The sequence below is a fragment of the Undibacterium sp. RuRC25W genome (genome assembly GCF_049339825.1).
Lineage (GTDB): Bacteria > Pseudomonadota > Gammaproteobacteria > Burkholderiales > Burkholderiaceae_D > Undibacterium.
Map to the genome: position 1 here is coordinate 64,753 of NZ_JBMPPD010000001.1, position 26,445 is coordinate 91,197.

Genomic DNA, 26,445 nt, shown 5'->3' on the forward strand with positions numbered 1-26,445 from the left:
TTTTGTGTCGCTATCGAATTATTTTAGAAACCAAGACTATCGAGGAGATCATCAACTTGGCTTTGGTTCGCAACAACTTCCGTTTTACCTTCGGGATTAATTTGTGGGCCATTCAGCAAACCGTCCTCGACCTCTTTCTTTTTCTCGTTTGGAGAATAATCGATTAACAACTGGACTAACTGTTGTTCTAGGTTTTGAGCAAGACTTGTTACTTTTTTAATCACCTGACCAGTCAGATCCTGAAAATCTTGTGCCATCATAATATCCATCAGATGGGCTTTCGTTTCAGCACTACGACTACTAACTACACTCAGGTATTGCAAAACATCCTTAGTCGCCGCTTGATATTGCTCCGGCGATGCAGAGTGAAGCAACAGCGCCTCCAAAGTGACGCTGATTTTTTTTGCTTCTTCGTCTAACTGCTCTTGCAATGGAATAGCAATGTCTGTCGCGTTCAACACTCGTTGCGCAGCCTGTTCAGACATTCGCGCAACATAATCTAATCGGTCACGGGCATCGGGAATATCCTCTGCAGCCTTTTCCAGCAACTTATCAAGGCCTAGACCACGCAAATTATCGTGCAACAGGCGAGTCATTTGCCCGACTTTGGAAAGCAAATCCTCTTGTTGAGTGTGTTGATTACTGTCTTGACTCATATTGCCTCCAATACATTGCAGTTCTTCTTATGCAGTTTTACCAAGCTTTTCAAAGATTTTGGACAACTTCTCATCAAGTGTGGCAGCTGTAAAAGGCTTAACAACATAGCCATTAGCACCAGCCTGCGCAGCGGCAATAATATTTTCTTTCTTTGCTTCAGCAGTTACCATTAATACAGGCAACTTGCACAAAGCCGGATCCGCACGAATATGCTGCAACATCGTCAAACCATCCATATTTGGCATATTCCAGTCAGAAATCACAAAATCGAAATCACCATTTTTCAATTTCGCAAGACCCATTGCACCATCTTCTGCTTCATCGACATTGGAATAACCCAGTTCTTTGAGCAAATTTCTAACAATGCGACGCATGGTAGAAAAGTCATCTACAACTAAAAATTTCAGATTTTGATCAGCCATGAATTACTCCACTATTTCTTTAAATACAGTTATTAGTATTATCGGTCAAATTAAGTTTAAAAGGTGTTGAAATTGCAGTAAAGCATCATTTCTTATAATTTAAACCCTTAATGCACGGCTTCCTTGTGACGCAAGGTAACTTAAAACCTTTGATGGCAGCTCATTTAATGCAGCTACTTCGTGGGTCGCACCAATTGCGATGGCTTCTCGGGGCATACCAAACACAACGCAACTCGCCTCATCTTGCGCAAAATTATAGGCACCGGCATTTTTCATTTCCAGCATCCCTACCGCACCATCCTTACCCATCCCAGTCATAATTACCCCAACAGCATTTTTACCGGCAAAAGTTGCAGCAGACTTAAATAACACATCCACTGATGGCCGATGCCTATTCACTGGCTCGCCATCATCAAGTTGTGTCACATAATTTGCACCACTACGACCTAAAAGCAAATGAGAATGCCCAGGGGCAATATATGCATGCCCTGGTAAAACACGTTCTCCACCTGCTGCTTCTGACACAGAGATTTTACAGAGTCCGTCCAAACGCTTCGCAAATGAACGAGTGAACCCCTCAGGCATATGCTGCGTAATAAGAATACCGGGGCAATCAGAAGGCATTTGAACCAAAAAATTTTTAATTGCTTCAGTACCACCAGTTGATGCTCCAATAATGATGAGTTTCTCACTACTGGTCAAAGGATTTCTCACCATAGGCAATGAATCTTGCGTTGTTTTAGTCTGTCCTGCAACGCTAGTGATCCTTGGACGAATCCTTGCCTTTGAAGCGACGCGAATTTTATCTGCGATAAGCTCTGCGTACTCAAGCATTCCGCTCTGTATTGACAACTTCGGTTTAGTGACAAAATCCACCGCGCCTAATTCCAACGCCCGCATTGTGATTTCTGAACCGCGTTCAGTCAAGGACGATACCATAATGACTGGCATTGGTCGCAAGCGCATCAAGCGTTCAAGAAAATCTAATCCATCCATTTTTGGCATTTCAACGTCAAGCGTCAAAACATCAGGATTTGTTTGCTTAATCAGCTCACGTGCAACCAACGGATCCGGAGCAACCCCTACTACTTCCATATCTGGTTGACTACCAATAATCTCACTCATGACACTGCGAATCAACGCAGAATCATCGACAATTAATACTTTTATCTTCATTATCAAAACCTCATAACCCCGAGCAACATTTCCATTCCATCCGATGCAACAGTATCAAAACAAATCAACGTCACCGCCAACTGATGTCGTTTTCAAACGGCTCGCATAATCTTGTTCACGTCGTTTCAACGTATCGTTGTGTTCTACTTTAAGTTTTTTCACCAACACTTTGCCGGTTTTAGGAAAGAAATATACTTTACGTGGATAAATATCATTGAGATCTTCTGCAATAACGCGCATACGCTCAGCTTTGAGATAGTCAAGCACAAATTTTGCGTTACGTTCACCAACATTAATTGCAGTAAAACCTCGCAAAACATTACCCCCACCAAATACCTTCGCCTCTAAATTTTCGCGCTTTGCTCCCGCCTTTAGTAACTCGTTGATTAACACTTCCATCGCATAAGTACCATAGCGCATTGATGCTGACACTGGATTATCGGCATCACCGCCAGTATCCGGAAGCATAAAATGATTCATGCCACCAACACCGGAAATACGATCGCGAATACATGCTGAGACACACGAACCTAAGACTGTAACGATTAACATGTCTTTACGCGTGAAGTAAAACTCTCCCGGCAAAATTTTGGCAGCATCACAATCGAATGTCCGGTCATAATAAACATTCGTTGCAAAGTGCTCTTCACTTAATTGGCTCATAGGCTACCTTTGTGCGAATGATTTCCGGTTGTTGCCCGCAAACTGGAAAGCTCATACACAGTTTTTCCGCGCAACTTAAAATCGTCTGATACGTAAAGAAAATTCTCAGAATGACCTGCAAATAAAAGACCGTCAGGTTTAATCAAAGGTACAAATTTTTTCAGAATTGCACCCTGAGTTGGCTTATCAAAGTAAATCATCACATTACGACAAAAAATCGCATCAAACGGCCCCTTCAGAGACCAGCTATGATCAAGCAGATTTAGTTGCTTAAAAGTAATCATATCACGCAACTCTTGGCGCACACGCACCAAACCTTCCTGAGCCCCCTTACCTTTCAGAAAAAATTTCTTTACGCGTTCAGCCGATAATTTTTCTATTCGATCAATGTTATACACACCTTTGGATGCGGTATTTAGTACATTCGTATCAATGTCTGTCGCAATAATCTGTGCAGGTGGATGCATCGTACCAAATGCCTCGCAGAGTGTCATGGCGATCGAGTACGGTTCCTCACCAGTAGAACTCGCTGAGCACCAAACCTGAATTGGCTCTTTTTTCTTTTGCACATGTTCTGCAAGAATAGGAAAATGATGCTCTTCACGAAAAAAAGATGTCAGATTAGTGGTGAGCGCATTAGTAAACGCTTCCCACTCCTGACTATCAGGCTCACGCTCGAGGCTATTTAGATAGTCCGAGAAAGAGTTAAGCCCAGTAGCGCGCAACCGTCTTGCAAGGCGGCTATAGACCATTTCTTGTTTGCTATCGGCAAGCGAAATTCCAGCACGCTTATAGATAAGATCTCTAACACGATCAAAATCCCGCGCATGAAAATCAAACTCTTTCGATCCCTCAAGCCTCTCTTTTGCCGCCATTTTAATCCTTAAGCATCGTTCAAAACTAATCTTTAAGTAAGCAAACGAGTCGACTACTCGCTCGCCTTGATGTTAGGCGTTAAAACTCCTCCCACGCATCCTCATCCTCTCCAGATTTACTCACTGGCGCCTTGGCTGGTTTTGCGGGTGTCGCATTCGGAATTAATGCCTTCGTTAAAGATTTGGTTGCTGCTCTTACATTCGCTTTGACTGGTGCTGGTTTGGCAGGAGTCATGGCAACACGTTGCTGTGAATTTTCGGACAATTTAAATACGCTCACAGCTTGCGCGAGAACAACTGCCTGCTCTTCCATACTCTCGGCAGCGGCAGCGGCTTGCTCAACCAACGCCGCATTTTGCTGCGTCATCTCATCCATTTGCGTGATAGCCAGATTGACTTGTTCAATGCCAGCACTTTGCTCTTGGCTAGCCGCAGTAATCTCGCTCATAATATCTGCAACATGTTGAACACTAGTGACAATTTCGTCCATGGTTTTACCAGCTTCATCAACTAGCTTCCCACCTTGATCGACTTTATCAACAGAATCATCAATCAACGCTTTGATTTCCTTAGCAGCACCGGCGCTTCGCTGGGCTAGGTTACGCACCTCGGCAGCAACAACTGCAAAGCCGCGACCTTGCTCACCAGCCCTGGCTGCCTCTACCGCAGCATTTAAAGCCAAAATATTGGTCTGAAATGCAATACCATCAATAACACCGATGATATCAACAATTTTGCGAGAGCTTTCTTTGATTGAACCCATGGTAGCGACAACCTGACCAACGACAGCGCCACCTTTTACCGCCACGCCAGAAGCGGAGACAACAAGTTGATTTGCTTGACGCGCGTTATCCGCATTTTGACGAACAGTACTAGTCAATTCCTCCATGGAACTTGCCGTTTCCTCCAGAGAACTTGCCTGAGATTCAGTACGATTGGACAAATCTGCATTACCCGAAGCAATTTCCTGTGATGCAATGGTAATCGTCTCAGTACCAGTACGAACCTGTCCTACTGTAGCTGCGAGGTTATCATTCATATTTTTCAAAGCCAATAAGAGCGATGCGACCTCATCCGAACCCTCGATCACAACCTGACTTCTTAAATCACCGCGCGCAACAGTCTCAGCCAAATTTAAAGCTTCCGCCAATGGCTTCGTAATGCTATTCGTCAAAATCCAAGCGAAGAATGCACCAAGACCAAGTGCGCACAACAAAATAAAATATAAACTATATGTTAACTTTGCACCAGTTTTTGCCGAGGACTCAAAAATAGATTTGGCTTTTGCATCCTGAAGTTCAACTAGTTTATTGATTTCCGCAATCGACTTAACACTAAGCGGTTCAAGCGTTGATGTAATGATTTTTACTGCCCCCTCACCATTAAATGCTAATGCCTGACCGACAGCATTTTTAAATGGTTGTTCAGTTTCTTTATCTAACTTTGCGACTTCGTCTAAGATCGTTTTTTCTTCGTCAGTCAGTCCAAGCAAAGAAATTTTTTCTCTCGCATTGTCATACACTTTACGCTCAGCGCGAACTTTCCCTTCTTCCTTTTGCATCTCACCGACATCCGACTGGATGCCGATATTACGCATCGCTATGCCCGCCTCGAACAGCGAACTTTTCATCGTGTTGGCCAATGCTTGCTTCTGGCTCGCGAGACTTAAATTCTCTTCAACATTTTGGCGATTGGAAGAATTCATCGCATTGACAACCAGCATAACAATGACAATGCCAAGAAGAATTAGTGCGAAGCCAACTCCCAATCGTGTGCCAATTTTAAGTTTGCGTAAATTCATACACATTTCCTCCTATAGTGAAGACAATCCAAGTCCATCAAATCTAATAAAAAAGTAGCCGATACTTAGCTATTTACTGTGCAGCATGGTCAACTAAACCCATCTCTGGGCTCGACATCAATTTATCGATATCAACTAAAATCAACATTCTGTCATCCAACGTCCCTAATCCGATCAGGAATTCAGTATTAAACGTCGTTCCCATCTCCGGCGCAGGGCGAACCTGCTCAGGCAATAACGTCGTCACATCAGACACACTGTCAACGACCATACCAACAATACGGCCTTCGATATTGAGAATAATGACCACCGTAAACTGATCATAAGTAGGGCTACCAAGATTAAATTTGATTCTCATATCAACGACTGGCACGATAATTCCGCGCAAGTTAATTACGCCTTTTAAGAAATCAGGCGCATTGGCAATGCGAGTAACAGCCTCGTAACCACGGATCTCCTGCACCTTTAGGATATCGATGCCATACTCTTCATTTCCTAATGTGAATGCGAGGAATTCATGTCCAGAGATATCTGTCACCACATGATTACCTTGCGAATTTTGATCATTAAGAGATTCTGAAGCTTGCGCCATTTCTTGTCCTTCGTATTAATTAGTTTTCTATTTCAATGCTATTTAACTGATCTGATGAGTGCAGAGACATCAAGAATAAAAGCAACACCACCGTCACCCAAAATCGTTGCTCCGGAAATTCCTGGTATTTTTTTATAATTTGATTCAATATTTTTAACTACGACTTGTTGCTGACCAACGAGATCATCGACAAACAGCGCAGCCTTCTTTCCGTCGACTTCAACAATAACGACAATGCCGTCAGATGGATCAAGGAATTTTGGCGCAATATCAAAACGCTGATAAAGTGGAACGAGTGGCAAATATTCGTCACGAACTTTAATAACCTGCCCTTTACCATTCACATCTTTCACGTCTTCTTTTGCAGGCTGCATCGATTCAACAACGAATCCCAAAGGCAATATGTAGATTTCTTCACCAAGCTTAATGGACATGCCGTCAAGAATAGCAAGCGTCAGTGGAAGTGAAATAACAATAGTTGTTCCAAATCCTTTCGCAGAACGGATGTCGACGACACCCCCCATTGCGGCAATATTTCGCTTAACCACATCCATGCCAACGCCGCGTCCAGAAACGTCGGTCACAATCTCCGCGGTCGAAAAACCTGGCGCAAAGATAAGCTGCCATACATCGGCATCGGTCATAGAATCGGGCGCTGTCAATCCATTCTGGCGCGCTTTAGCGAGAATCTTATCTCGATGCAAACCGCCGCCGTCATCACTGACTTCGATAACAATATTTCCACCCTGATGGACCGCAGATAGCGAGAGCTGACCAGCCTCATTCTTTCCAGCTTGCTTGCGGACAGCGGGCATTTCAATTCCATGATCGATACTATTACGAACTAGGTGCGTCAATGGATCAACGATGCGCTCAATCAAGCCCTTATCGAGTTCAGTTGATGCGCCGTAAGTAATGAATTCAACTTTTTTACCAAGCTTGGTTGCGAGATCGCGAACCATACGTGGAAAACGAGAGAACACATAATCCATCGGCATCATGCGAATCGACATGACTGCTTCTTGTAAATCACGGGTATTCCGTGTGAGATGCGCAACGCTATTTAATAAACGCTCGTTGGCAATCGGATCAAGGTCCTTTGTTCGTTGCTCAAGCATTGCCTGAGTAATGACCAATTCACCAATCAAGTTAATCAACTGATCAACCTTCTCGATACCCACACGAATGGTGGACGACTCTTGAGAGGAAGAAGTTTTTTCTTGTTCTTTTTTAACAGCGGTTTTTTTCTCAAAAGGTGAACCTGAACTGACGTTAGCAACGACTTGTGGCGGCGTAACGGGAGTTTTGATTTCTTCGGGCTCCCCCTCGATTGGAGGAAACATTGATTCCAGTGGTTCGAAAAAACCATAACCTAAGTCATCGTCGGTCTGGGTGCTCTGGCTAGCAATACTTTGTTCAGGCAACGCCTCTTCCGTAATCGTTAAGCAATCAGGGTTCAAAATAAACGAACAAATCGAGACGATATCGTCTTTGCCCTCGTTTGTTTGCAGATGAAAAACCACCTTATCTGAATGCATCTCACCACGTGAAATTTTCCCCAACAAGCCCAACTCAGCCATTAACGCATTTGCATCGTCTTCATTCAGATTAGGAAACTCAATCTTGTATGCAGATTTAAAAACGATCGCACCATGATCGATGACCTCAACGTAGACAGGCGGCGGTGGCATTGAAGGCGCATCTTGTGACAATGATTGCAACAACATTCGCACATCAGCCACAGCATCCTGATCGACGGTCGATCCCAGACGATGACCATCCAACTGCATTTTAAGAATATCTTTGGCAATCAGAAATGCATCGACATGTTCTGCTGTGAGAGCCATTTCGCCTTTCCTGATCTTATCCAACAATGACTCCAACACATGCGTCACCTCGGTCATATCATTGAGGCCAAAAGTTGACGCACCGCCCTTTATTGAATGTGCCGCGCGGAAAATAGCATTTAAATCTTCGGGATCAGGAGAGGAAACATCGACGGCAAGCAACAATTTTTCCTTCTCAGCAAGAAGCTCATCCGCCTCATCGAAGAAGACCTGGAAAAACTGACTCATGTCAATCGTCATTATTAACTCCGAGATTTACATTAGTAATGCAAGAATGCAAAAACACAATCTTTAACCAATTACTTTTTTTACGACTTCTGTTAGTTTTTGTGGATCAAATGGTTTAACGAGCCATCCATTTGCTCCGGCAGCGCGCCCTTTTGCTTTCATGTCATCGCTGGACTCTGTCGTCAGCATCAGAATTGGTACTCGCTGATAAGTGGGCAGGCCTCTTAAGGATTTAATTAGCGTCAGTCCATCCATACGTGGCATATTCTGGTCGGTCAACACCAAATCAACGACCTGATTTCGTGCTTTTTCAAGTCCATCTTGTCCATCTACCGCTTCAATAACCTGGTAGCCCGCAGCCTTCAAACTAAAAGCGACCATCTGTCTCAATGAACCAGAATCATCCACTGCTAAAATTGTCTTGGCCATAATTACTCCGTTTTATAATTAAAGGCAAAGTGCCTTGAGAGTTCTTTGCAAATCAAAATAATTCTATATCGCCACTATCGAGCTGTTTCTGATGCACAGCTTTTCTTAAAAGCCCCTGTAAATCAGCGCTTTGCTTCTCCAGTCGCAACGTCGTTTCTTTTAAAAGAGATGCGATATCATCGCTATTGGTATCCGATGAAATATCATTCCCCATCACACCAAGCGTCATCAGCACTTCCCGCAAGCCCTCACAACGTTGCATAGTGCGAGAAATGAGTTGACTTGTAAGATCTTGGAATTGCAGGCAAGTGACTGCCGAATTTACGTGCTGAGCAATTTCACCTTGTATCTCTTTAAGTCGACCAACGCTGTCTTCAGAGACGGTACCTGAATCGATGATAATGTTAATTTCATCCTGCTCTTTTGATACGGCAGAATGTAACGCGAGAAAACTTATTCCAAGCTTTTCTATCGCTTCACCGAGCAACAATGCTGTCTGCGCCAAATCTGTCTCAACCTCAGAAAGGTGAGCACTTCCGTGGCCTGAAACCCCAGACAATAATTCTTTTACTTGAGATCCCAACATTTTCTTTTTGGACATCTTCAGCATCCTATCTGCATAATTTAAGTTATTGATATAACTTAAAAGATTATTTCCCCGGATTCGCAGAGACTTCCGCACTCGAATCTGCTTGACTCGTAACCTCGACAGAACCACCATCCTGTGAAGCAGACTCTTCGGCTTTTTTATTCATTACGATAATACTTATACGACGATTAATTGGATTCAAAGGATCATCTTTATCAAACAATACAGAAGAAGATAAGCCAACGATACGTAGCACTTTAGACTCATCCATACCACCGTAAACTAATTCCCTCCGTGAAGCATTTGCGCGATCAGCGGACAACTCCCAGTTGCTATAGCCTTTTTCCCCCATCCCATAAGGGGCTGAATCGGTATGACCTGACAAACTGATCTTGTTAGGCACGTCATTAAGCGCCTTACCAATTTCATGCAAAATTTCTTTTGTGTATGGCTGCAAATCCGCTTTCGCTGATGCAAACATTGGGCGATTTAACTCATCAACCATCTGAATCCTGAGTCCCTCAGTAGTGATGTCCAACAACAGCTGTTTTTTATACTGCTTCAGCACAGGATTAGACTCGATCACTGCTTCAATCCGCGCTTTTAATCCCTTTAAACGCTCCGCATCAGCTTTCGCCAACGCTGCCTCGGCAGCCTGCAGGTTGTAGGATTTTTTTTGCGCTTCAATATCACCTCTGCGATTTTGCCCTTCACGCAAACTAAGATCTTTACCGCCGCCCTTAATTACACTAGAACTATCACCGCTACCGTCCCCGCCGGCCATTGCCACTTTCAGGGGGGTCTGGAAATACTCCGCGATACCCTGGAGATTACCTTTTGCCGTCGACCCCAAAAGCCACATCAACAAGAAAAAAGCCATCATCGCCGTCACAAAGTCAGCATAGGCAATTTTCCATGCGCCGCCGTGGTGTCCGCCACCAGCCTTTTTGATTCTCTTTACGATAATCGGGCGTAACTCTTCGTTTGCCATGTTTAACTCTCAACCGCCACGTTATTTAGACTTAGATTGCTTGATATGCTCTTCAAGCTCACTAAAAGTTGGTCGCTCTGTTGAATATAAAACCTTACGACCAAACTCAACTGCTAATGCAGGCGCATAACCATTCAAACTCGCGAGCAATGTCACCTTGATGCATTGAAATGTTTTAGAAGATTCATCGAGTTGTTGCTCCATCAAGCCAGCAAGTGGCCCAACGAAACCGTACGCCAGCAAAATACCGAGGAACGTACCAACCAGAGCATGCGCAATCAAAATACCCAGTTCAGCAGGTGGAATACCCACAGATTCCATGGTGTGTACCACGCCCATTACCGCCGCAACAATACCAAACGCTGGCAAACCGTCACCTAACTTCGCAATAAAATGCGCTGGCACCGCACCTTCGTGATGATGTGTCTCCAATTCATTATCCATGAGGTTTTCGATCTGAAAGGCATCCATATTTCCAGACACCATCAGACGCAAATAGTCACCAATAAACTCCATCATATGGTGATCATGGACAATTGCAGGATACTTACTAAACAAAGGACTATCCTCAGGCTTCTCGATATCCCCTTCGATAGACATCAGACCTTCTTTTCGCACCTTAGTTAGCACATCAAACAACATGGTCATCAGCTCCATGTACAGGGCTTTGTTATATTTCGACCCTTTAAAGAGACTTGGGAAAGCCTTTAAAGTAGCCTTCAAGCTTTTGGCATTATTACCAACCAGCGAAGCACCTACCGCAGCGCCACCGATCATCAACAGTTCCAATGGCTGAAACAAAACGGCCAGGTGCCCGCCTGCCATAGCAAAACCGCCAAACACTGAACCCATTACGACAATATAGCCAACAATGACTAACACGGAATTTACTCCTTGAAGGAAAAACGATACTTAAATAACTTTCTCCTATCATAGCAGCCCATTTGATAGGTAACAGTTGGTTTGACGCAAATAAACGTGAAAAAAACGTTTATTTCAGGAAATAAAAAAGCAAATTACATTAAATTTTCCATACATACAACATCGGTGCATTTTCAGCAGTCAAAATCTCTGCAGCCGGAGAAACTCCAGGAACCATAAATTCATAACTTAAGAAAATAGTTCCTGGCACCATCTCATTTTGCACCTTACTCCATATTTCTGTCATGACAACAGGCGACAAATAAGAGAAAACAACATTAAATTTTGAAAAATCGAGGCTTTCGTAACGCCCAAACGCAAATTCAAGATTGTCGTGCCTCAAAAAACGTTGTTTTAGATTACTAAACAACCACGGCAACCATGAAATTTCTATACCAGCAAGTTGCCAGTTAGGGCGTGTATTGGATAAATCGAACAACAAACCTCCAAAACCACTCCCGACATCCAGAAACCGAATATCCGTCTCATCGGGCAACAATTCAACAATTGCAGCAGGTAGCGTCGATTGAGATGGGTAGTAAGGAACACGGGTACGAAATGTCGTTCCAAAAACAAGAAATAAGAGAAGAAACAGCAAGAGACTTGCTGCTGGGGGAAGTTGCACATACAAAGCAAGTACAACGGCAACAGGAAAAAAGAATTCGATGACTAACCACCACCAGTCAACCCTGAGAAGAGAGGCTAGTCCAACAGAAGTGATTGACTGAAATGCGATAAGTACAAAAAAAGGGACTGCCTTACCTAAGAGGTGTTTCCCGGCGATAGCAAAAAGGAGGCATAAAGCAAACGCTGCAAACTGGGCAAAAAACGCGCGTAGCACTGGAGAATTGATTAACTTAGTTCCCAGAGGGGCATGGCTTTCGCGACGATTATTTGACGCTATATCCAAGTTTCCTCCTCAATATTATTAAGCCACCATCTCCAATGAAGAGTCGGCGTCTTTAGTCTTTTTGGTCTTCCCAGCCCGTGAAGGCACATGACAAAGGCCGCACTTGTAATGATCATGTAAATCCAAGGAATGCGCAACAAAATGCCCGCCACATTCGCAACATTTTGCAAATGTTAGCATTTTTCCCTCGAAAAATCTTACCAAAGTCCAAGCGCGCGTCAAAGAAAGAACTGCATCATCCGCAGAAACACAACCAACCTGCTCTAAGTACAAGCGATACGCTTTTACGATCGCTTCTACACCCGTAACCTCGGCATGCTCTTGGAGATACTTGTAAATATTCATAAACAGCGAAGAATGAATGTTTGGCTGCCACGTCACAAACCAATCTGTCGAAAATGGCAACATACCTTTTGGCGGCGATACACCTTTTAATTCTTTGTAAATTTTCAGCAAACGTTCGCGAGACAGCGAAGTTTCAGATTCAAGGAGTTGCAACCTCGCTCCCAAGTTAACGAGATCAACTGCCAATTGAATTTCATGCGCTTCATTCACAACACTTTTCGTAGCCATTATCATCTCCGTCGATTAGTTCAAAAAGACAGCTTAGTGAATTTCTTCAACAGGTTGCCCAGCCATCAAAATGGCTGCGTGAGAGTGAGCCAGTGCGCGTTCTTTGTTATAGTTTGTCAACATGCAAAGGATAGAGCTATCCTCAAATCTGAAGCGGGCGAGCATCATGTTTGAGCCAGCTAATTTCAAAATTTGCGAATTATTCAGACCTTCGATTAAATCAGCAATTTCTTTACCGATACCGAGACGGAAAATGGCAGTTGCCTTATCAGCTCGAATCATTTGCTGCGCCAGCATTAAGTAACTAAGATTTGCGTCGCGAATTTCAGCCATCATATCGTTCTGTGTCATGTTCCCACCCTCCGTTCCATTTTTCAAAGGCTACATTCCGTTGCCAGTGAGACAGATTGTGAGCGCGCACGAAAACGCCGTGTATAGGCAATACACGGGATTTAATTCCAGAAAAATAGGAATATTCCTGTAAGAAAAAATCCTACAAGAAAAATTTGATAACGATCGCAAAAAAAACGTCGTTTTATATGAATTTTATTTTTTCCAACGTTACGGAAAAATTTCCAGCAAAATCAAAGAGTTACAGAAAATTTAAAAAAATCTTTTTCTCTTCTCATACCATTAACGGCAGTAAATCCGAGAACTTTAGGGTTTTTTAAAAAAAATTTAAAATATTTTTTCTCACTTTTCTTAACGGCTGAGATCTAAAAAACTTTAATTTTTTTTTGATTTTTTTCGCAAAAAAACGTTTTGCTGCAAAAGAGCAACATTTAAGCGTGCCATAAAAACAAAATCCTCCTTGATCTAAGGAGGATTTTGTTAATAAAAAAACTTGAAAGTGATTTTCTAATTGACACTAACCATTCAAATTGGCGTTCGCCATATACATGATTGACGCAATTGTTTATCCAGTCCGGACAATAAAACATCGTGCTCCCCGAGCTCAGCCTCACTTGCAAGCCTTACCTGCACATCATCGAGGGGCATATCAATAACCTGGGTCTGATGGACGACAGCGACCTCCTCTTCCGGCAAATCTATGGCAAAACTATTTTGCCCCCGCGACATTGCAAGATACACATCAGCAAGCAGTTCGGAATCCAGCAAAGCGCCGTGCAATTTACGATGCGCATTAGAAATCTCATAACGATCACACAGCGCATCCAGAGAGTTGCGCTTACCCGGGTGCAACTCCTTCGCCTGCACCAGTGTATCAATGATGCTTTCGGCATAATCAGCAAAAGAACCCAGCCCAACACGAGCGAATTCAGCATTCAAGAAACCAACGTCAAAGGGGGCGTTATGAATAATGATTTCAGCACCACGAATAAAATCACAGAATTCTTGTGAAATTTCGGCAAATTTAGGTTTGTCACTAAGAAATTCGGTCGTTAGTCCGTGCACGGCCAACGCACCCTCTTCTGATTCGCGCTCAGGGTTAATGTATTGATGGTAGTTATTACCAGTCAACTTACGATCAATGAGTTCCACACAACCAATTTCAATTATACGATTACCGTCCCGCGCATTCAAACCCGTGGTTTCTGTATCTAGAACAACTTGCCGTATATTTTTTTTCATCTATATTACCTTTCAATTCTGTACTTAAGTCGGGCACAACATCAGACTAGTCTGCGACCCACTCAAAAACAATGCGGCCAGATCCAGCGTCATCACAATACTTCGACTGCATTCCCACGCCAGCAGCAAACAGCAATTGATCGCCTATCGATATAAATGGTAATTGCTGCCGGAGCCAGAATGGCACACGCAAGGCCTGATAATGGCTTTTCATGTCTCTTGTTGATCGATTTTCTGCTAATTTGAGGCGCTCGCCGCCCTTCCTCAAGTGCATACGAAGCGACTGTTGCTCTAGCCATGCAGGATTTAGCCCTCGCGACTCTCTCCGGCAATACAAGGTGCCATGAAACTCAGGGAATACCATCGATTCTTGACCTGACCATATAAAGTCGACATGCAATTCTCCGTCAGCATGCTCAAGACTCCGATCCGCAGCGTAAATACGGTCTTTGTAACGATGAATCGCCAAGGTCTCATGATAAATGGTGATGCGCGCATCACCTTTTGCCTCAAACAATTGTTTGCGAATTTCATTCAGACGTGAAGTCGAAGGCATGCGCGTGCCAATTTTGTGCAACCATAATCGGAACAGATTACCTACCCGGTCGGCACTGAGATGACGAATTGCATCAAAGTTAAGACTTAGGTCCTCTTCCGACAGACATGACGACAAATCCTGTCCCGCCAGCTCTTCAATCAGTTGCAGCGTTGACTGCATATGTTTTGAAGTTCGCGACATCCGCGTGGCAAATCCCGGCGAAATCTGTTCTAGTGCTGGCATGACCTGATGACGAAGGGCGTTCCTCAAAAAGCGCACATCATCATTAGACTCATCTTCAATATGTGCAATCTGATGTTCGCTGGCAAAGCACTCCAGTTCTGCGCGCGACACGTCCAGCAATGGACGCATCATCATGACATCCGGCGTCCCAAATAATGACGGCGCAAGGTTAAATTTATCCATGCCAGAAAGGCCAGCAATACCAGAACCTCGCAACATTTGCATAAGCAAGGTTTCTGCCTGATCATCCTGATGATGAGCTGCAAGAACGATCCCGATATTACACTCGAGACTCATTCGACCAAGTGCAAGGTATCGTCCTTTGCGCGCACTCCCCTCCACACCTTCACCATCAGTAGATGAAACGATAATTTTTTCAAATGAGAACTGAACGCCGAGCTGATCGCACACAGATTGACAATGCGCCAACCAGACGTCTGCATTCGAACTTAAACCATGGTGAACATGAAACGCAGTGAGAGGTATCCCTCGCGACTCACAATAGTGAGCGCTGAGAGTGAGCAAAACAGACGAATCAAGACCGCCGCTGTAAGCAACTGCTAGACCCGTTGCAGAAGGAACTTTTCCAGAATCCGAAAAATAAGTATTTAAGGTCTCGGAAAAATGGTGCAGCAAGGCACCACTTAAACGACGTCCACTCATTCGGCCAGCTTAGTTTCCTTAAACTTACCATAACTCATCAATTTTTCATGGCGAGCAGTTAGTAAGTCTTTTGTTTTTATGCCCTGGAATTGACGCAGCGTGTCAGCCAGCGCACGTTTCACCAAAGCGCACATTTGCTTCGGATCTCGGTGTGCGCCACCCAATGGCTCATTAATAATCTTATCGATTAAACCCATCGCCTTTAAACGATGTGCAGTCAAGCCCAGCGCTTCCGCCGCATCCGATGCACGGTCAGAGGTTTTCCATAAAATAGAAGCACAACCCTCTGGGGAAATAACAGAATAAGTCGCATATTGCAACATCAACACTGCATCACCAACCGCGAGAGCCAGTGCGCCCCCCGAACCACCTTCACCAATGATCGTTGCAATCAGTGGCACTTTCAGTTCCGCCATCACATACAGGTTATGGCCGATAGCCTCAGACTGACCGCGCTCTTCAGCATCGATACCTGGCCAAGCACCTGTTGTATCAACAAAAGTGAAGACAGGAATATCGAATTTTTCGGCCAATTTCATCAGCCGCATTGCCTTACGATAGCCTTCTGGCTTAGGCATCCCGAAATTGCGCAACGCACGTTCTTTCGTGTCACGTCCCTTTTGATGACCAATTACCATGCAGGCCTGACCATTAAACCGTGCCAACCCACCGACGATCGACAAATCATCAGCAAAGCTACGATCACCGTGAAGCTCATGGAAGTCGGTAAAAATCTGGTTAATATAGTCCAGCGTGTATGGGCGCTGTGGATGACGGGAAATTTGCGATACTTGCCAAGGCGTTAGTTTTGCATAGATATCTTTGGTCAACATCTGACTTTTTTTCGATAATCTATCAATTTCTTCAGAGATATCTACAGCTGAGTCGTCCTGAACAAATCGCAATTCCTCGATTTTCGTTTCGAGCTCTGCAATAGATTGCTCAAAACTTAGAAATGTCGTTTTAGTCATCGTGCCTCCTTAAATCCACACGAGTTAAAAAAAGCTTTATCAGGCAAAATGAGGTCTAGAAACCATCAAAATGAAGTTAGCGTGCGCCATAACTTCTTAACCTAGAACCTGACCAAAATTATTTGTTAGTCCGGCAAGTTTGCCAATAAGAATAATCCCGAATTACTATTTGCAATTACAAGAAAATATTTGAACGGGACAGATTAAATATCAAAAGCAGTCATTCTGTCCAGCTTCGCATGCTTGAAAATTTCATCGTGCATTAAATATGGCGTACTCCGCGCATTTTCGCGTATTTTGTTAAAAATAGATTGAGGATACTTACGCAGCAAATCAGATGGATTTTTAACTATTTAACAATTAACCGTCATGTCGCTGTTTAAACTTGATAACAAGCAGAATACACATTGATCATCACAATAGGGACACAATACTACAACGCAACGCCATGTTTCTAGTCGCAAATACCCAATGTGTGCCACTTATTTGATAATATGGCACTTTCGTGCAATTCGAGTATAACATTACTGCCTTCATGTTCAGTCAACCTCTGATAAATCTAAGCCAGAACACCATGCGCCAAAAAATAAGAAGCCTCTTCGTTATTTCTCAACTTTCTATTGCACTGATCGCACTACCGTCGTTCGCCGACGACGTAGGTGATATCGGCAAAATGCTCCGTGCTGGGCAAACCGCTGAAGCGCTTCAAAAAACAGATAATGCGCTGATGGCAAAACCTAAAGACGCTCAATTGCGTTTTCTAAAAGGCTTAATCCTGACGGAACAAAATAAATCACCGGAAGCAATTGCCGTTTTCAGCAAGCTCACGGATGATTACCCTGAATTACCAGAACCATATAACAACCTAGCTGTGCTCTACGCAGCGTCTGGTCAATACGACAAAGCCCGTGCAGCGTTGGAGATGGCGATACGCACCAACCCGACCTATGGTACTGCGCATGAAAATTTAGGGGATGTTTACGCTAAACTGGCGAGTCAGGCGTATGACAAAGCATTACAACTAGACTCGGGGAATGCCACAGCGAAATTAAAACTAACGCTGGTTCGCAATTTGGTTGGCACTTCAGGTGGAGTAAATCCAAAAATCAATCCAGCTCCCGCGACTGTTGTAGCGCAGGCGCAATCGAGTAAGGGCACCAGCCCTGCACCAGTAAAGGCTGAACCAACACCAGCCGCACCGTCAAAAACAGAAGTTACCTCGGCGAAGAGCGAGCCTGCCCCAAGTAAGTCGAAAGCTGTTCCTACTCAAGATAAAGAGGAAGAAGAGATCGTCAGAACTATTGAAAACTGGGCAAAAGCATGGAGCAATAAAGATACGAGTGCTTACCTAGCACACTATGCAAAAGATTTTCAGACGCCTAAAGGTGAATCCCGCAAATCTTGGGCCGAAGAGCGTCGTAACAGAATTGAAGGCAAAGGTCACATTAACGTGAAGATTGAAGGCATTAAAGTAAGTGTTGACGATAACATATCGACCGTTAAATTCCGCCAGGTATACACGTCAGACCAATTGACTGCAAACAGCCGTAAAACGCTGGTATTGGCGAAGCAAGACGGCAAATGGCAAATCAAGCAGGAGCGCGCGGGTAGCTGATGTTTTTTTCTGCTTTTAAAGACACTTCGACCAGAATTTTGGTTTCGAAGACGTGCCGTCTCGCCTCAATCGTTATCTCCGGTGTACTTTGCTTCACACCTTTAGCACATGCCAAGGTAAAAGAGCGCGTAGCTCGATCTAATGCGGTCGAATCAAGTGGCGAGCAACCGAATCCAGATACATTATTGATTGAGGTCTATCAAAATCTAGCCAACAATAAACTTCAAGCGGCACAGGAGAAGGTCGACGCACTGATTGAGGCATATCCGCATTTTCAGTTAGCCTACCTAATCCGCGGCGACTTGCTCATGATGCACACGAGGCCAGTTACGTCCTTCGGTGCAGCGCCAAATATTCAGCCTGACAAGCTCAAAGAAATGCGCGATGAAGCGGCAATGCGCATCAGATCGTATCGTGAACGTCCTTCGCCAAATTTGATTCCGCGCGCGATCATTCAATTAAGAGACGATCAAAAGCAGGTGCTAGTTGTCGACGCAAATAAATCACGGCTATATTTCTATGAAAACGTCGGTGGACAGCCCAAACTAATCAGCGACCATTACATCAGTCATGGCAAATTTGGCATCAACAAGACCAAAGAAGGTGATCAGAAGACACCACTCGGCGTGTACTACATCACCAGCAGGTTATCGGGAGGCAAGCTTCCTGACTTTTACGGTCCTGGAGCGCTACCACTCAATTACCCTAATGAGTGGGATAAAATTAATGGCCGCAGCGGGTCCGGTATTTGGTTACATGGAATGCCCTCAACCAGTTTTAGCCGCCCCCCGCTAGCCTCTGACGGCTGCGTCGTCCTGACCAATCCAGATTTCCTGAAAATTTCTGCGCTGGTTGACATTGGAAAAACACCTATCATCATCAGTGACAAAGTCGAATTTGAAAATCAGACAAAGTGGCTCGCTGAAAGGCAAGCAAGCAATAAGTTGCTGGACGATTGGCGAATTGACCTTGAAAGTAAGAATGCAAATCGTATTTTTGCCAACTATTCTCGCAATTTTAAGTCGGCGCAAGGCGATGATTTGAACACATGGTTTGCGAAACAACGGCAAAATTGGGAGTCATGGGTTGCACCTCATATACAATTGAAAGAAGTAACCCACTTTCGCTATCCGGGTAAAGATGAAATGCTGGTCAGTACATTCACCCAAGAAACACAATCAGGCAGAACAAAAACAAGCGTCAGAAAACGCCAGTACTGGATTAAAGAAGCGGCAACATGGCGCATTATTTACGAAACCACGGTCTAACCGAAGGACTTAAAATGAAATCTACTTACACAAAAATAATTGGCCTTCTTTTTAGTGCAACGTTAAGCATCAGCGCAACTTTTGCAATGGCAGAAGATCTACCAAAAGTCTCAATCAAAACCAATGCTGGAGAGATTATCGTTGAACTCTACCCGGAGGCAGCGCCTAAAACCGTAGATAATTTTCTGAAATATGTCAAAGCCGGCCATTACAAAGGCACTATATTCCATCGTGTTATTAATAACTTTATGATTCAGGGCGGAGGTTACGACCGCACGATGAAAGAGAAGCCAACTCGCAAATCTATCCCATCAGAAGCCGCTCTGGCACTGGAAAAAGGCTTGAGAAACGATCTGGGTACGATTGCCATGGCGCGTACGGAAGATCCAAATTCTGCGACTGCGCAGTTTTTCATCAACGTTAGAGATAATGACTTTTTGAACCATCAGCCCTTACCAGCGGGCGATCCGGTAGAATTTAACTACCGTGGCTCAATGACCAAAGCTCCGCGTAATCAGGCGCTACTTGCCACTGCTGGATACACCCCGTTTGGCAAAGTAATCAAGGGCATGGATGTCGTTGATAAGATTAAAAGCGTCGAAACGGGTGACGCCCACATGATGCAAAATGTTCCAAAAAAGGACATCGTCATCGAATCGGTAACTGTTATAAAATAATTTTATTTACTCCCCTTATTTTCACCTCATTACCAAGGATTATTATGGCTATTCTCATGACTACCAACCACGGTGCTTTCACGATTGAACTCGACGAAGCAAAAGCACCGAAAACCGTTGCCAACTTTCTGGCTTACGTCGCTTCCGGCCATTATGCTGGCACGATTTTCCACCGTGTTATCGACGGCTTTATGATTCAGGGTGGCGGCTTTGAACCAGGTATGAAGCAAAAAGAAACATTGGATGCAATCGAAAATGAAGCAAGCAATGGCTTGAAAAACGAACGCTACTCCATCGCGATGGCTCGCACTGGCGCACCTCACTCTGCGACAGCACAATTCTTTATTAATACGGCGAGCAACAGTTTCCTTGATTATCCAGGCCAGGATGGCTGGGGTTACTGTGTATTCGGCAAAGTTACTGAAGGTAAAGAAATTGTTGATAAAATTAAAGCAGTAAAAACTTCCCGTTCTGGCATGTTCCAGGACGTACCAGTAGAAGACGTTATCATCGAAAAAGTTGAAGTGATTTAACTTGCCAATTGCTCTTTCAGAACAGATTTCGACATAGCGTGAACAATTCCGAAAAGCAAACAACAGCGCAACCCAAAATGGTTGCGCTGTTTGTTTCAGATGTACATCTCAATCCCGGGTTACCAAAAACAACGACGGCGTTTTTGCAATTTCTCAAGACATATGGAACACAAACAGAGCAGCTTTATCTGCTAGGAGACCTTTTTGAGTATTGGGTTGGAGATGACGACCTTAACGATCCTTACAACCATTTTATAGTGGAAGCATTGCGCGAACTCAGCCAACTCGGTGTTAAGTTATTCTGGATCGCTGGTAACCGCGACTTTCTGATAGGGGCTCAATTTGCCAATGCGACCGGCGCTCGCTTAATTGACGACCCAAGCATCATCTATGCTGGTGGGAAAAAAATTGTGCTTTGCCATGGCGATGCACAATGCACGGATGATATCTCCTATATGCAATTCCGAAAGCAAGTCAGAGATAAAAACTGGCAATCGCATTTCTTGGCAATGCCACTAGCCCAAAGAAAAACGATTGTTCAAGGAATGCGTGAGAGCAGCAAATCAGAACAAATCCAAAAAGAAACGAGCATCATGGACGTCAATCCTGATGCAATCGATGCCTTGTTCTTGTCTACAAAATGCGACTACATTATTCACGGCCACACCCATCGGCCGGCACGACATATCACCCAAGGTAAGTGTCGTTATGTCTTGCCTGACTGGGACTGCGATGGTCAGCAGGCACGTGGTGGCTGGATAGCCATCACCTCACAAGGGAACATTGAGCGAATCGATGTTGATGGCAAGATCATTCATCCCTAATGGCTAGGGCCGCTTGACTCATCTCCGACGAGATGCCCAGCAGTAATGGTCAAGGTCCGTCCACATCTCGCCGCAATCGATAAATCATGCGTTACCAATACCAGTGTTGAATTAAACTCATGATTTAACGCAAACATTAACTGCATCACGGCTTCTCCTGTCGTCGCATCCAGGCTTCCTGTTGGCTCATCCGCAAATAGCAAAGGTGGCTCGGTGACAAACGCCCTGGCAAGTGCAACCCGTTGCTGCTCACCGCCAGATAGAAACTTAGGGTAATGCTTGAGGCGGGATGACAGCCCTACCCGTTCCAGCATTTTTTCAGCTTTTTGTTTGGCATTTCTATCACCGCGGAGCTCTAATGGCAGCATCACGTTTTCCAGTGCATTTAAATGCATAAGAAGCTGAAATGACTGAAAAACAAAACCAACATTTTCTTTCCGAAATTGCGCGCGTCCATCTTCACTCAGGGCAAACATATCTACGCCTGCAAGATGTACTGAGCCAGTGCTGGGCATGTCCAATCCGGCTAGAATACCCAACAAGGTTGATTTGCCAGATCCCGAGGCGCCAACAATTGCAAGCGTTTCTCCGGCTTGCACGGTAAAATCAATGCCATTCAGAATAGTTAGCTGCCCACTCGCATCCTCTACCTGCTTGACTAGATTACTGACCCGTATTGCCACTTGATTTGATTTTTTAGGATGTATCATGCTGTCTTTTTTACCCAATCGTCGATTGATGTTCCGTGCCGCAATGTCTATATTGTTAGTGCTAGGATTTTTACCACAAACCTATGCACATTCTGCATCAAAATCCATCCTAGTGCTTGGGGATAGCTTATCCGCTGAATACGGTCTTAGTCGAGGACAAGGCTGGGTAAGTTTATTGGAAAAAAAATTAGCTGACTCCTCCATGAATACGAGCGTCATCAATGCCAGCATTAGTGGCGAAACCACGAGTGGTGGCAGAGTTCGCTTGCCAGCCCTCGTTAATCGCATCAAGCCGGACATCGTTATTATCGAACTCGGGGGCAATGATGCTCTCAGAGGCCTGTCCGTCGCCGCATCCGAAGAAAATTTTCGAACGATGATCACTGCCGCAAAAAAAGCCAATGCCGAAGTGCTGCTGATCGGCATGAAAATTCCGCCCAATTATGGAAAAGAATATACACAGCGTTTTTTCGCGCTTTATGCAACCCTCGCAAAAGAGCAAAAAATTAGACTCGTACCGTTTTTATTGGAAGGCATCGCAGACAGAGATGATTTGTTCCAAGCAGATAAAATTCATCCCATCGCCAGCGCCCATCCGCTTATCTTAAATAATGTCTGGCCACAACTTACTCCCTTATTAAAGAAGTGAAATGATGAGATATCCAGAAATTATTAGCTTCGACAGCATCGCAGATCACTTGTCTCAGTTTGATTGCGTTATCGACGTACGTAGTCCCGCTGAGTTTGCGGAAGACCATATACCAGGCGCCATCAACTGTCCAGTTCTGGATAACGAAGAGAGGATACTTGTAGGCACCACCTACAAACAAGTGGATTCATTTGAAGCAAAGCGACTAGGCGCGAGCTTTATCGCCACCAATATCGGCAAACATCTCGCCACCCAATTCAAGGATAAACCCAAAAATTGGCGACCATTACTTTACTGCTGGCGCGGCGGCAACCGTAGTGGCGCAATGGCACATATTTTCGCAAAGATCGGCTGGCCCGTCGCACTATTGGAGGGAGGATATAAAGCTTACCGTCAGCACATTAATCAGACAATCCCTGAATTGACCAAGAATATTCAATGGGAAGTGCTGTGCGGCACCACGGGTTGCGGTAAGAGTCGCCTATTACGTACGCTGGCGTCTAAGGGTGAGCAAATCCTCGATCTCGAAGCACTAGCATGCCACCGAGGTTCCGTTTTAGGTGATATACCGACAGAAAAGCAACCATCTCAGAAGATGTTTGAAAGCCATATTTGGGCGATATTAAAAGTCACCGACAAGCAACGCCCTATTTATGTAGAAGCAGAAAGTAAAAAAGTGGGGAACCTGCGAGTTCCTGATGCAATCATGAATAGCATGCGTGAATCGTCATGCATTTCTATCGAAATGCCAGTTGCAGTCAGGGTTCAGCTATTGATGGAAGAATACTGTCATTTTATCGAACACCCCGAGCTATTAAACCATCAGCTCGATTTTCTTTGCCATTTGCATGGAAAAGAAAAGATACTTCTATGGAAAAACCAGGTGCTCAAAGGTGAAATCGCCCAAGTCGTACAAAGTCTGCTTGAAGAGCATTATGACCCCGCGTACAACAAGTCCATCAACCGTAATTTTTCTCGATTCCAAGAAGCCAAACACATTTTACAAGCGAGTTTGGAAACGATAGATTTTGAATCAAGTGCGCAGCAGATTTTATCGAAAGATTAAAAATATCAGCCATCGACATCATCAAGGATACGCTGCCCTTGATGATCAAGCTCATCAAATTGGCGGTTGTTTATTGCCCACCAGAACAGCCCGCCAATAGCAAATACAAGGACCAAACTGAGTGGTATCAAGAGATACAATATATCCATCACATATCCAAAACTAAGCCAGTTGATCGGTCACTACATACGATGGCTGCGGCAGCAAATACAATCGAAGTGCATTCAAGACGACAATTACCGAACTCAAAGACATCCCCAACGCCGCATGCCATGGCTCTAGCCAGCCTAAGGTGGCAGCAGGAATAGCGAACATGTTATAAGCGATCGCCCAAATCAGATTTTCACGAATCAAGCGAAATGCTTTATTTGCGACGGTAAATCCAAAATCAAGATCACTTAAGCGATTCGACATCAGTAACACATCACTACGCGTCTGGGAGATCGGTGCACCCTGTCCCATGGCAACAGCAACATTCGCCAGCGACAATGCAGGGCCATCGTTCATCCCATCACCAACCACCACAACAATAGCTCCCTGCTTCTGCAAGGACTGTACCACATCGAATTTATCAGCAGGACTAAGACCAGCACGCGCGTCTACTATCCCACATTTACGTGCGACTTTGTGAACAACCTCCTCCCGGTCGCCGGACAAGAGCATGACGTGCTTGTGTTGTAACTGCAATTTACTCACGGTCGCAACTGCATCATCCCTCAGTGCATCGGACAAGCCAAATAGCAGAATCACACCCGCATTATCTGCCAAAACGGATACAGTCTGACTCGCCATCTCAGCCGGTACAATGATAGTTTGCTGCGACAATTCAGCAGCAAACGAAACACTTCCCAGACGGTACAAATTACCATCAATTCGCGCTTCAATCCCTCCGCCCGCAACTTCATGCATTGCGTCGACACCCATTATCAACGATGACTGATACTGCATTGCTAATGCATCAGCAATCGCTTTGGAGGCAGGATGCGTGGAGCCTGATGCTAGCAAAAAAGCAATTGTTTCTGCAGCTAGAACATGCCGCGACGCTTTCTGTTCAATCAGACTCAGCTTGCCAACAGTGAGTGTTCCCGTTTTATCAAATACAAAATGCGTTGCCTGCGCCATGCTCTGAATTGCTTTACCATTTTTAATCAGAGCGCCATTTTTGGCTAACAACCCAATCGCAGCAGACATCACCCCTGGCGTTGCAAGTGACAACGCGCATGGGCAAGTCACAACAATCACACTAATTGCAATCCATAAAGCACGAGCGGGAGCAATATAAAACCATACGATACCAGTCACCACTGCAACCACCAAAATCAGGCTTAAAAACCGACTCGCATGCTTATCAGCGAGTAGCACAATTGGTGGTTTCTCTGTCGCCGCTACCTCCATCATGCTAATCAAAGATGACAAATGCGTCTCCATCCCGACTTTTTCTGTCTTAACAATAAGCGTGCCACTGGCATTCACTGCGCCTGCAATAACCTGATCCCCGACCTGCTTAAGTACAGGTACAGATTCACCCGTCATGAGGGACTCATCACACTCACTCCGTCCCTCTAGCACAACACCATCCGCGGGAATATGCTCACCCGGCGCAACCAGTACGAAGTCACCAATCTGCAATAACGTTGCATCCAGAGATTCAACGTCTCGACTCGCAGGATAATTTTTTAGTTTCTGAGCAGAAACTGGCACTAACTGAGTCAAAACACGAAGTGCCACGCTCGTCTTTTTCTGTACTTTACTTTCAATTAAACGCGCAGCAAGCAAGAGAAAGACAAACATAATTACCGAGTCGTAATAAACGACCCCACCGGCAAACGTCGCCCAGACGCTAGCAAAAAAAGTCAACAAAATACCCAGAGATACTGGTACATCCATGCCGATATGGCGATTACGCATATCCCGCCAAGCGGCTCTAAAAAAAGGCAACGCAGAAAATCCAATCACAGGAACCGTGATCAACATACTTGCAATTTTCAGTAACTTATCCAGATCTGGAGTCAGATCACCATCTACTTGCGGGACAGGCACGAGGTAAGCCGGAAACGCATACATCATGATTTGCATCATTGCAAACCCAGCAATAAATAAACGCCACAATGCTAATTTATTTTCTTTTTTCTCAAATTCATCGGGTGACTGGGATGAAGGTAAAGCACCATAGCCAAGATGAATGATGGCAGCGATAATATTCTTTAAATTATTTTCTCCTGCTTTCCAGATCACATCCGCTTTATGCGTCGCTGTATTAATTCGGAACAACTCAATTCCTGGCAATTGCCTTAGACGGAACTCAATCAATTGAACGCAGGCGGCACAATGCATCCCTGACAGGGTCAGCCTTTCAGATTGAACCAGTTGGTCTTCAGTTTGAGATGTAGCCATTGGGAATTTTCTTTTATTATTAACACC

28 protein-coding genes are annotated in these 26,445 nt (G+C 44.5%); 7 read left to right on the plus strand and 21 right to left on the minus strand.

Features of this window, described 5'->3' with window-relative positions; all coding sequences use genetic code 11:
• Nucleotides 1-23: 23 nt before the first annotated feature.
• From cheZ to ACO0KV_RS00375, 18 genes are all read right to left on the minus strand, one after another.
• Nucleotides 24-656: a protein phosphatase CheZ gene (cheZ, locus tag ACO0KV_RS00290; protein ID WP_423038740.1), complete on the minus strand. Its 633-nt coding sequence runs from the start codon at nucleotides 654-656 to the stop codon at nucleotides 24-26.
• A gap of 27 nt (nucleotides 657-683) precedes the next feature.
• Nucleotides 684-1,079 (minus strand): chemotaxis response regulator CheY, encoded by a 396-nt coding sequence (cheY, locus tag ACO0KV_RS00295; RefSeq protein ID WP_423038742.1) that lies wholly within the window; start codon nucleotides 1,077-1,079, stop codon nucleotides 684-686.
• A gap of 99 nt (nucleotides 1,080-1,178) precedes the next feature.
• Nucleotides 1,179-2,255, minus strand: a complete 1,077-nt coding sequence (locus ACO0KV_RS00300) for a protein-glutamate methylesterase/protein-glutamine glutaminase (protein ID WP_423038744.1) — start codon at nucleotides 2,253-2,255, stop codon at nucleotides 1,179-1,181.
• Nucleotides 2,256-2,309: 54 nt separating this feature from the next.
• Nucleotides 2,310-2,918, minus strand: coding sequence for a chemoreceptor glutamine deamidase CheD (cheD, locus tag ACO0KV_RS00305; protein ID WP_423038746.1), 609 nt, complete (start codon nucleotides 2,916-2,918; stop codon nucleotides 2,310-2,312).
• Nucleotides 2,915-3,793, minus strand: coding sequence for a CheR family methyltransferase (locus ACO0KV_RS00310; RefSeq protein ID WP_423038748.1), 879 nt, complete (start codon nucleotides 3,791-3,793; stop codon nucleotides 2,915-2,917). The genes cheD and ACO0KV_RS00310 overlap by 4 nt, the downstream gene beginning before the upstream one ends.
• Before the next feature lie 79 nt (nucleotides 3,794-3,872).
• Nucleotides 3,873-5,594 carry a methyl-accepting chemotaxis protein gene (locus tag ACO0KV_RS00315; RefSeq protein WP_423038750.1) on the minus strand — a complete coding sequence of 574 codons (1,722 nt, stop codon included), beginning with the start codon at nucleotides 5,592-5,594 and terminating at the stop codon, nucleotides 3,873-3,875.
• Between the two features lie 73 nt (nucleotides 5,595-5,667).
• Nucleotides 5,668-6,186, minus strand: a complete 519-nt coding sequence (locus tag ACO0KV_RS00320) for a chemotaxis protein CheW (protein WP_423038752.1) — start codon at nucleotides 6,184-6,186, stop codon at nucleotides 5,668-5,670.
• A 38-nt stretch (nucleotides 6,187-6,224) separates the two neighbouring features.
• A complete protein-coding gene (gene cheA / locus ACO0KV_RS00325) occupies nucleotides 6,225-8,273 on the minus strand; it encodes a chemotaxis protein CheA (RefSeq protein WP_423038754.1) in 2,049 nt (682 codons plus the stop codon).
• Nucleotides 8,274-8,324: 51 nt separating this feature from the next.
• Complete coding sequence (locus ACO0KV_RS00330; protein ID WP_423018775.1) at nucleotides 8,325-8,690, minus strand: response regulator; 366 nt, start codon at nucleotides 8,688-8,690, stop codon at nucleotides 8,325-8,327.
• Nucleotides 8,691-8,742: 52 nt separating this feature from the next.
• Complete coding sequence (locus tag ACO0KV_RS00335) at nucleotides 8,743-9,291, minus strand: chemotaxis protein (protein WP_423038756.1); 549 nt, start codon at nucleotides 9,289-9,291, stop codon at nucleotides 8,743-8,745.
• Between the two features lie 49 nt (nucleotides 9,292-9,340).
• The gene (gene motB / locus ACO0KV_RS00340; RefSeq protein ID WP_423038758.1) at nucleotides 9,341-10,270 is read right to left on the minus strand and encodes a flagellar motor protein MotB; all 930 of its coding nucleotides are present in this window, start codon (nucleotides 10,268-10,270) and stop codon (nucleotides 9,341-9,343) included.
• A 21-nt stretch (nucleotides 10,271-10,291) separates the two neighbouring features.
• Entirely contained in the window at nucleotides 10,292-11,152 is an 861-nt protein-coding gene (gene motA, locus ACO0KV_RS00345; protein WP_423038760.1) for a flagellar motor stator protein MotA, read from the minus strand.
• A gap of 139 nt (nucleotides 11,153-11,291) precedes the next feature.
• Nucleotides 11,292-12,101, minus strand: a complete 810-nt coding sequence (locus ACO0KV_RS00350; RefSeq protein WP_423038762.1) for a class I SAM-dependent methyltransferase — start codon at nucleotides 12,099-12,101, stop codon at nucleotides 11,292-11,294.
• A gap of 18 nt (nucleotides 12,102-12,119) precedes the next feature.
• A complete protein-coding gene (gene flhC, locus ACO0KV_RS00355) occupies nucleotides 12,120-12,674 on the minus strand; it encodes a flagellar transcriptional regulator FlhC (RefSeq protein ID WP_423018785.1) in 555 nt (184 codons plus the stop codon).
• 33 nt (nucleotides 12,675-12,707) lie between these two features.
• The gene (gene flhD, locus ACO0KV_RS00360; protein ID WP_176801927.1) at nucleotides 12,708-13,025 is read right to left on the minus strand and encodes a flagellar transcriptional regulator FlhD; all 318 of its coding nucleotides are present in this window, start codon (nucleotides 13,023-13,025) and stop codon (nucleotides 12,708-12,710) included.
• A gap of 525 nt (nucleotides 13,026-13,550) precedes the next feature.
• Nucleotides 13,551-14,255, minus strand: a complete 705-nt coding sequence (gene dnaQ / locus ACO0KV_RS00365) for a DNA polymerase III subunit epsilon (RefSeq protein ID WP_423039063.1) — start codon at nucleotides 14,253-14,255, stop codon at nucleotides 13,551-13,553.
• Nucleotides 14,256-14,313: 58 nt separating this feature from the next.
• Nucleotides 14,314-15,711 carry a tRNA lysidine(34) synthetase TilS gene (tilS, locus tag ACO0KV_RS00370; RefSeq protein ID WP_423038764.1) on the minus strand — a complete coding sequence of 466 codons (1,398 nt, stop codon included), beginning with the start codon at nucleotides 15,709-15,711 and terminating at the stop codon, nucleotides 14,314-14,316.
• Nucleotides 15,708-16,682 carry an acetyl-CoA carboxylase carboxyltransferase subunit alpha gene (locus ACO0KV_RS00375; protein ID WP_423038766.1) on the minus strand — a complete coding sequence of 325 codons (975 nt, stop codon included), beginning with the start codon at nucleotides 16,680-16,682 and terminating at the stop codon, nucleotides 15,708-15,710. Before ACO0KV_RS00375 ends, tilS begins: the two co-directional genes overlap by 4 nt.
• A 574-nt stretch (nucleotides 16,683-17,256) precedes the next feature.
• Between ACO0KV_RS00375 and ACO0KV_RS00380 the strand changes: the two genes are divergently transcribed.
• The 5 genes from ACO0KV_RS00380 to ACO0KV_RS00400 are packed head-to-tail and all read left to right on the plus strand — an operon-like array spanning nucleotide 17,257 to nucleotide 21,599.
• Nucleotides 17,257-18,297, plus strand: a complete 1,041-nt coding sequence (locus ACO0KV_RS00380; protein ID WP_423038768.1) for a L,D-transpeptidase Cds6 family protein — start codon at nucleotides 17,257-17,259, stop codon at nucleotides 18,295-18,297.
• A complete protein-coding gene (locus ACO0KV_RS00385; protein ID WP_423038770.1) occupies nucleotides 18,297-19,565 on the plus strand; it encodes a L,D-transpeptidase family protein in 1,269 nt (422 codons plus the stop codon). Before ACO0KV_RS00380 ends, ACO0KV_RS00385 begins: the two co-directional genes overlap by 1 nt.
• Before the next feature lie 14 nt (nucleotides 19,566-19,579).
• Nucleotides 19,580-20,242, plus strand: a complete 663-nt coding sequence (locus ACO0KV_RS00390) for a peptidylprolyl isomerase (RefSeq protein ID WP_423038772.1) — start codon at nucleotides 19,580-19,582, stop codon at nucleotides 20,240-20,242.
• A 44-nt stretch (nucleotides 20,243-20,286) separates the two neighbouring features.
• A complete protein-coding gene (locus ACO0KV_RS00395; protein ID WP_423038774.1) occupies nucleotides 20,287-20,775 on the plus strand; it encodes a peptidylprolyl isomerase in 489 nt (162 codons plus the stop codon).
• A gap of 38 nt (nucleotides 20,776-20,813) precedes the next feature.
• Nucleotides 20,814-21,599, plus strand: a complete 786-nt coding sequence (locus tag ACO0KV_RS00400; protein ID WP_423038776.1) for a UDP-2,3-diacylglucosamine diphosphatase — start codon at nucleotides 20,814-20,816, stop codon at nucleotides 21,597-21,599.
• Here the strand turns inward: ACO0KV_RS00400 and ACO0KV_RS00405 are convergent.
• Complete coding sequence (locus tag ACO0KV_RS00405; RefSeq protein WP_423038778.1) at nucleotides 21,596-22,309, minus strand: ABC transporter ATP-binding protein; 714 nt, start codon at nucleotides 22,307-22,309, stop codon at nucleotides 21,596-21,598. The two genes, ACO0KV_RS00400 and ACO0KV_RS00405, sit on opposite strands and share 4 nt — an antisense overlap.
• Between ACO0KV_RS00405 and ACO0KV_RS00410 the strand changes: the two genes are divergently transcribed.
• A complete protein-coding gene (locus tag ACO0KV_RS00410) occupies nucleotides 22,308-22,958 on the plus strand; it encodes an arylesterase (RefSeq protein WP_423038780.1) in 651 nt (216 codons plus the stop codon). The two genes, ACO0KV_RS00405 and ACO0KV_RS00410, sit on opposite strands and share 2 nt — an antisense overlap.
• Before the next feature lies 1 nt (nucleotide 22,959).
• Nucleotides 22,960-24,024 (plus strand): tRNA 2-selenouridine(34) synthase MnmH, encoded by a 1,065-nt coding sequence (mnmH, locus tag ACO0KV_RS00415; RefSeq protein ID WP_423038782.1) that lies wholly within the window; start codon nucleotides 22,960-22,962, stop codon nucleotides 24,022-24,024.
• A gap of 5 nt (nucleotides 24,025-24,029) precedes the next feature.
• On the opposite strand, the gene ccoS is transcribed toward mnmH, so the two are convergent.
• Nucleotides 24,030-24,173 (minus strand): cbb3-type cytochrome oxidase assembly protein CcoS, encoded by a 144-nt coding sequence (gene ccoS / locus ACO0KV_RS00420; RefSeq protein WP_423038784.1) that lies wholly within the window; start codon nucleotides 24,171-24,173, stop codon nucleotides 24,030-24,032.
• Nucleotides 24,174-24,186: 13 nt separating this feature from the next.
• Nucleotides 24,187-26,418 (minus strand): heavy metal translocating P-type ATPase, encoded by a 2,232-nt coding sequence (locus ACO0KV_RS00425; protein ID WP_423038786.1) that lies wholly within the window; start codon nucleotides 26,416-26,418, stop codon nucleotides 24,187-24,189.
• Nucleotides 26,419-26,445: the final 27 nt, after the last annotated feature.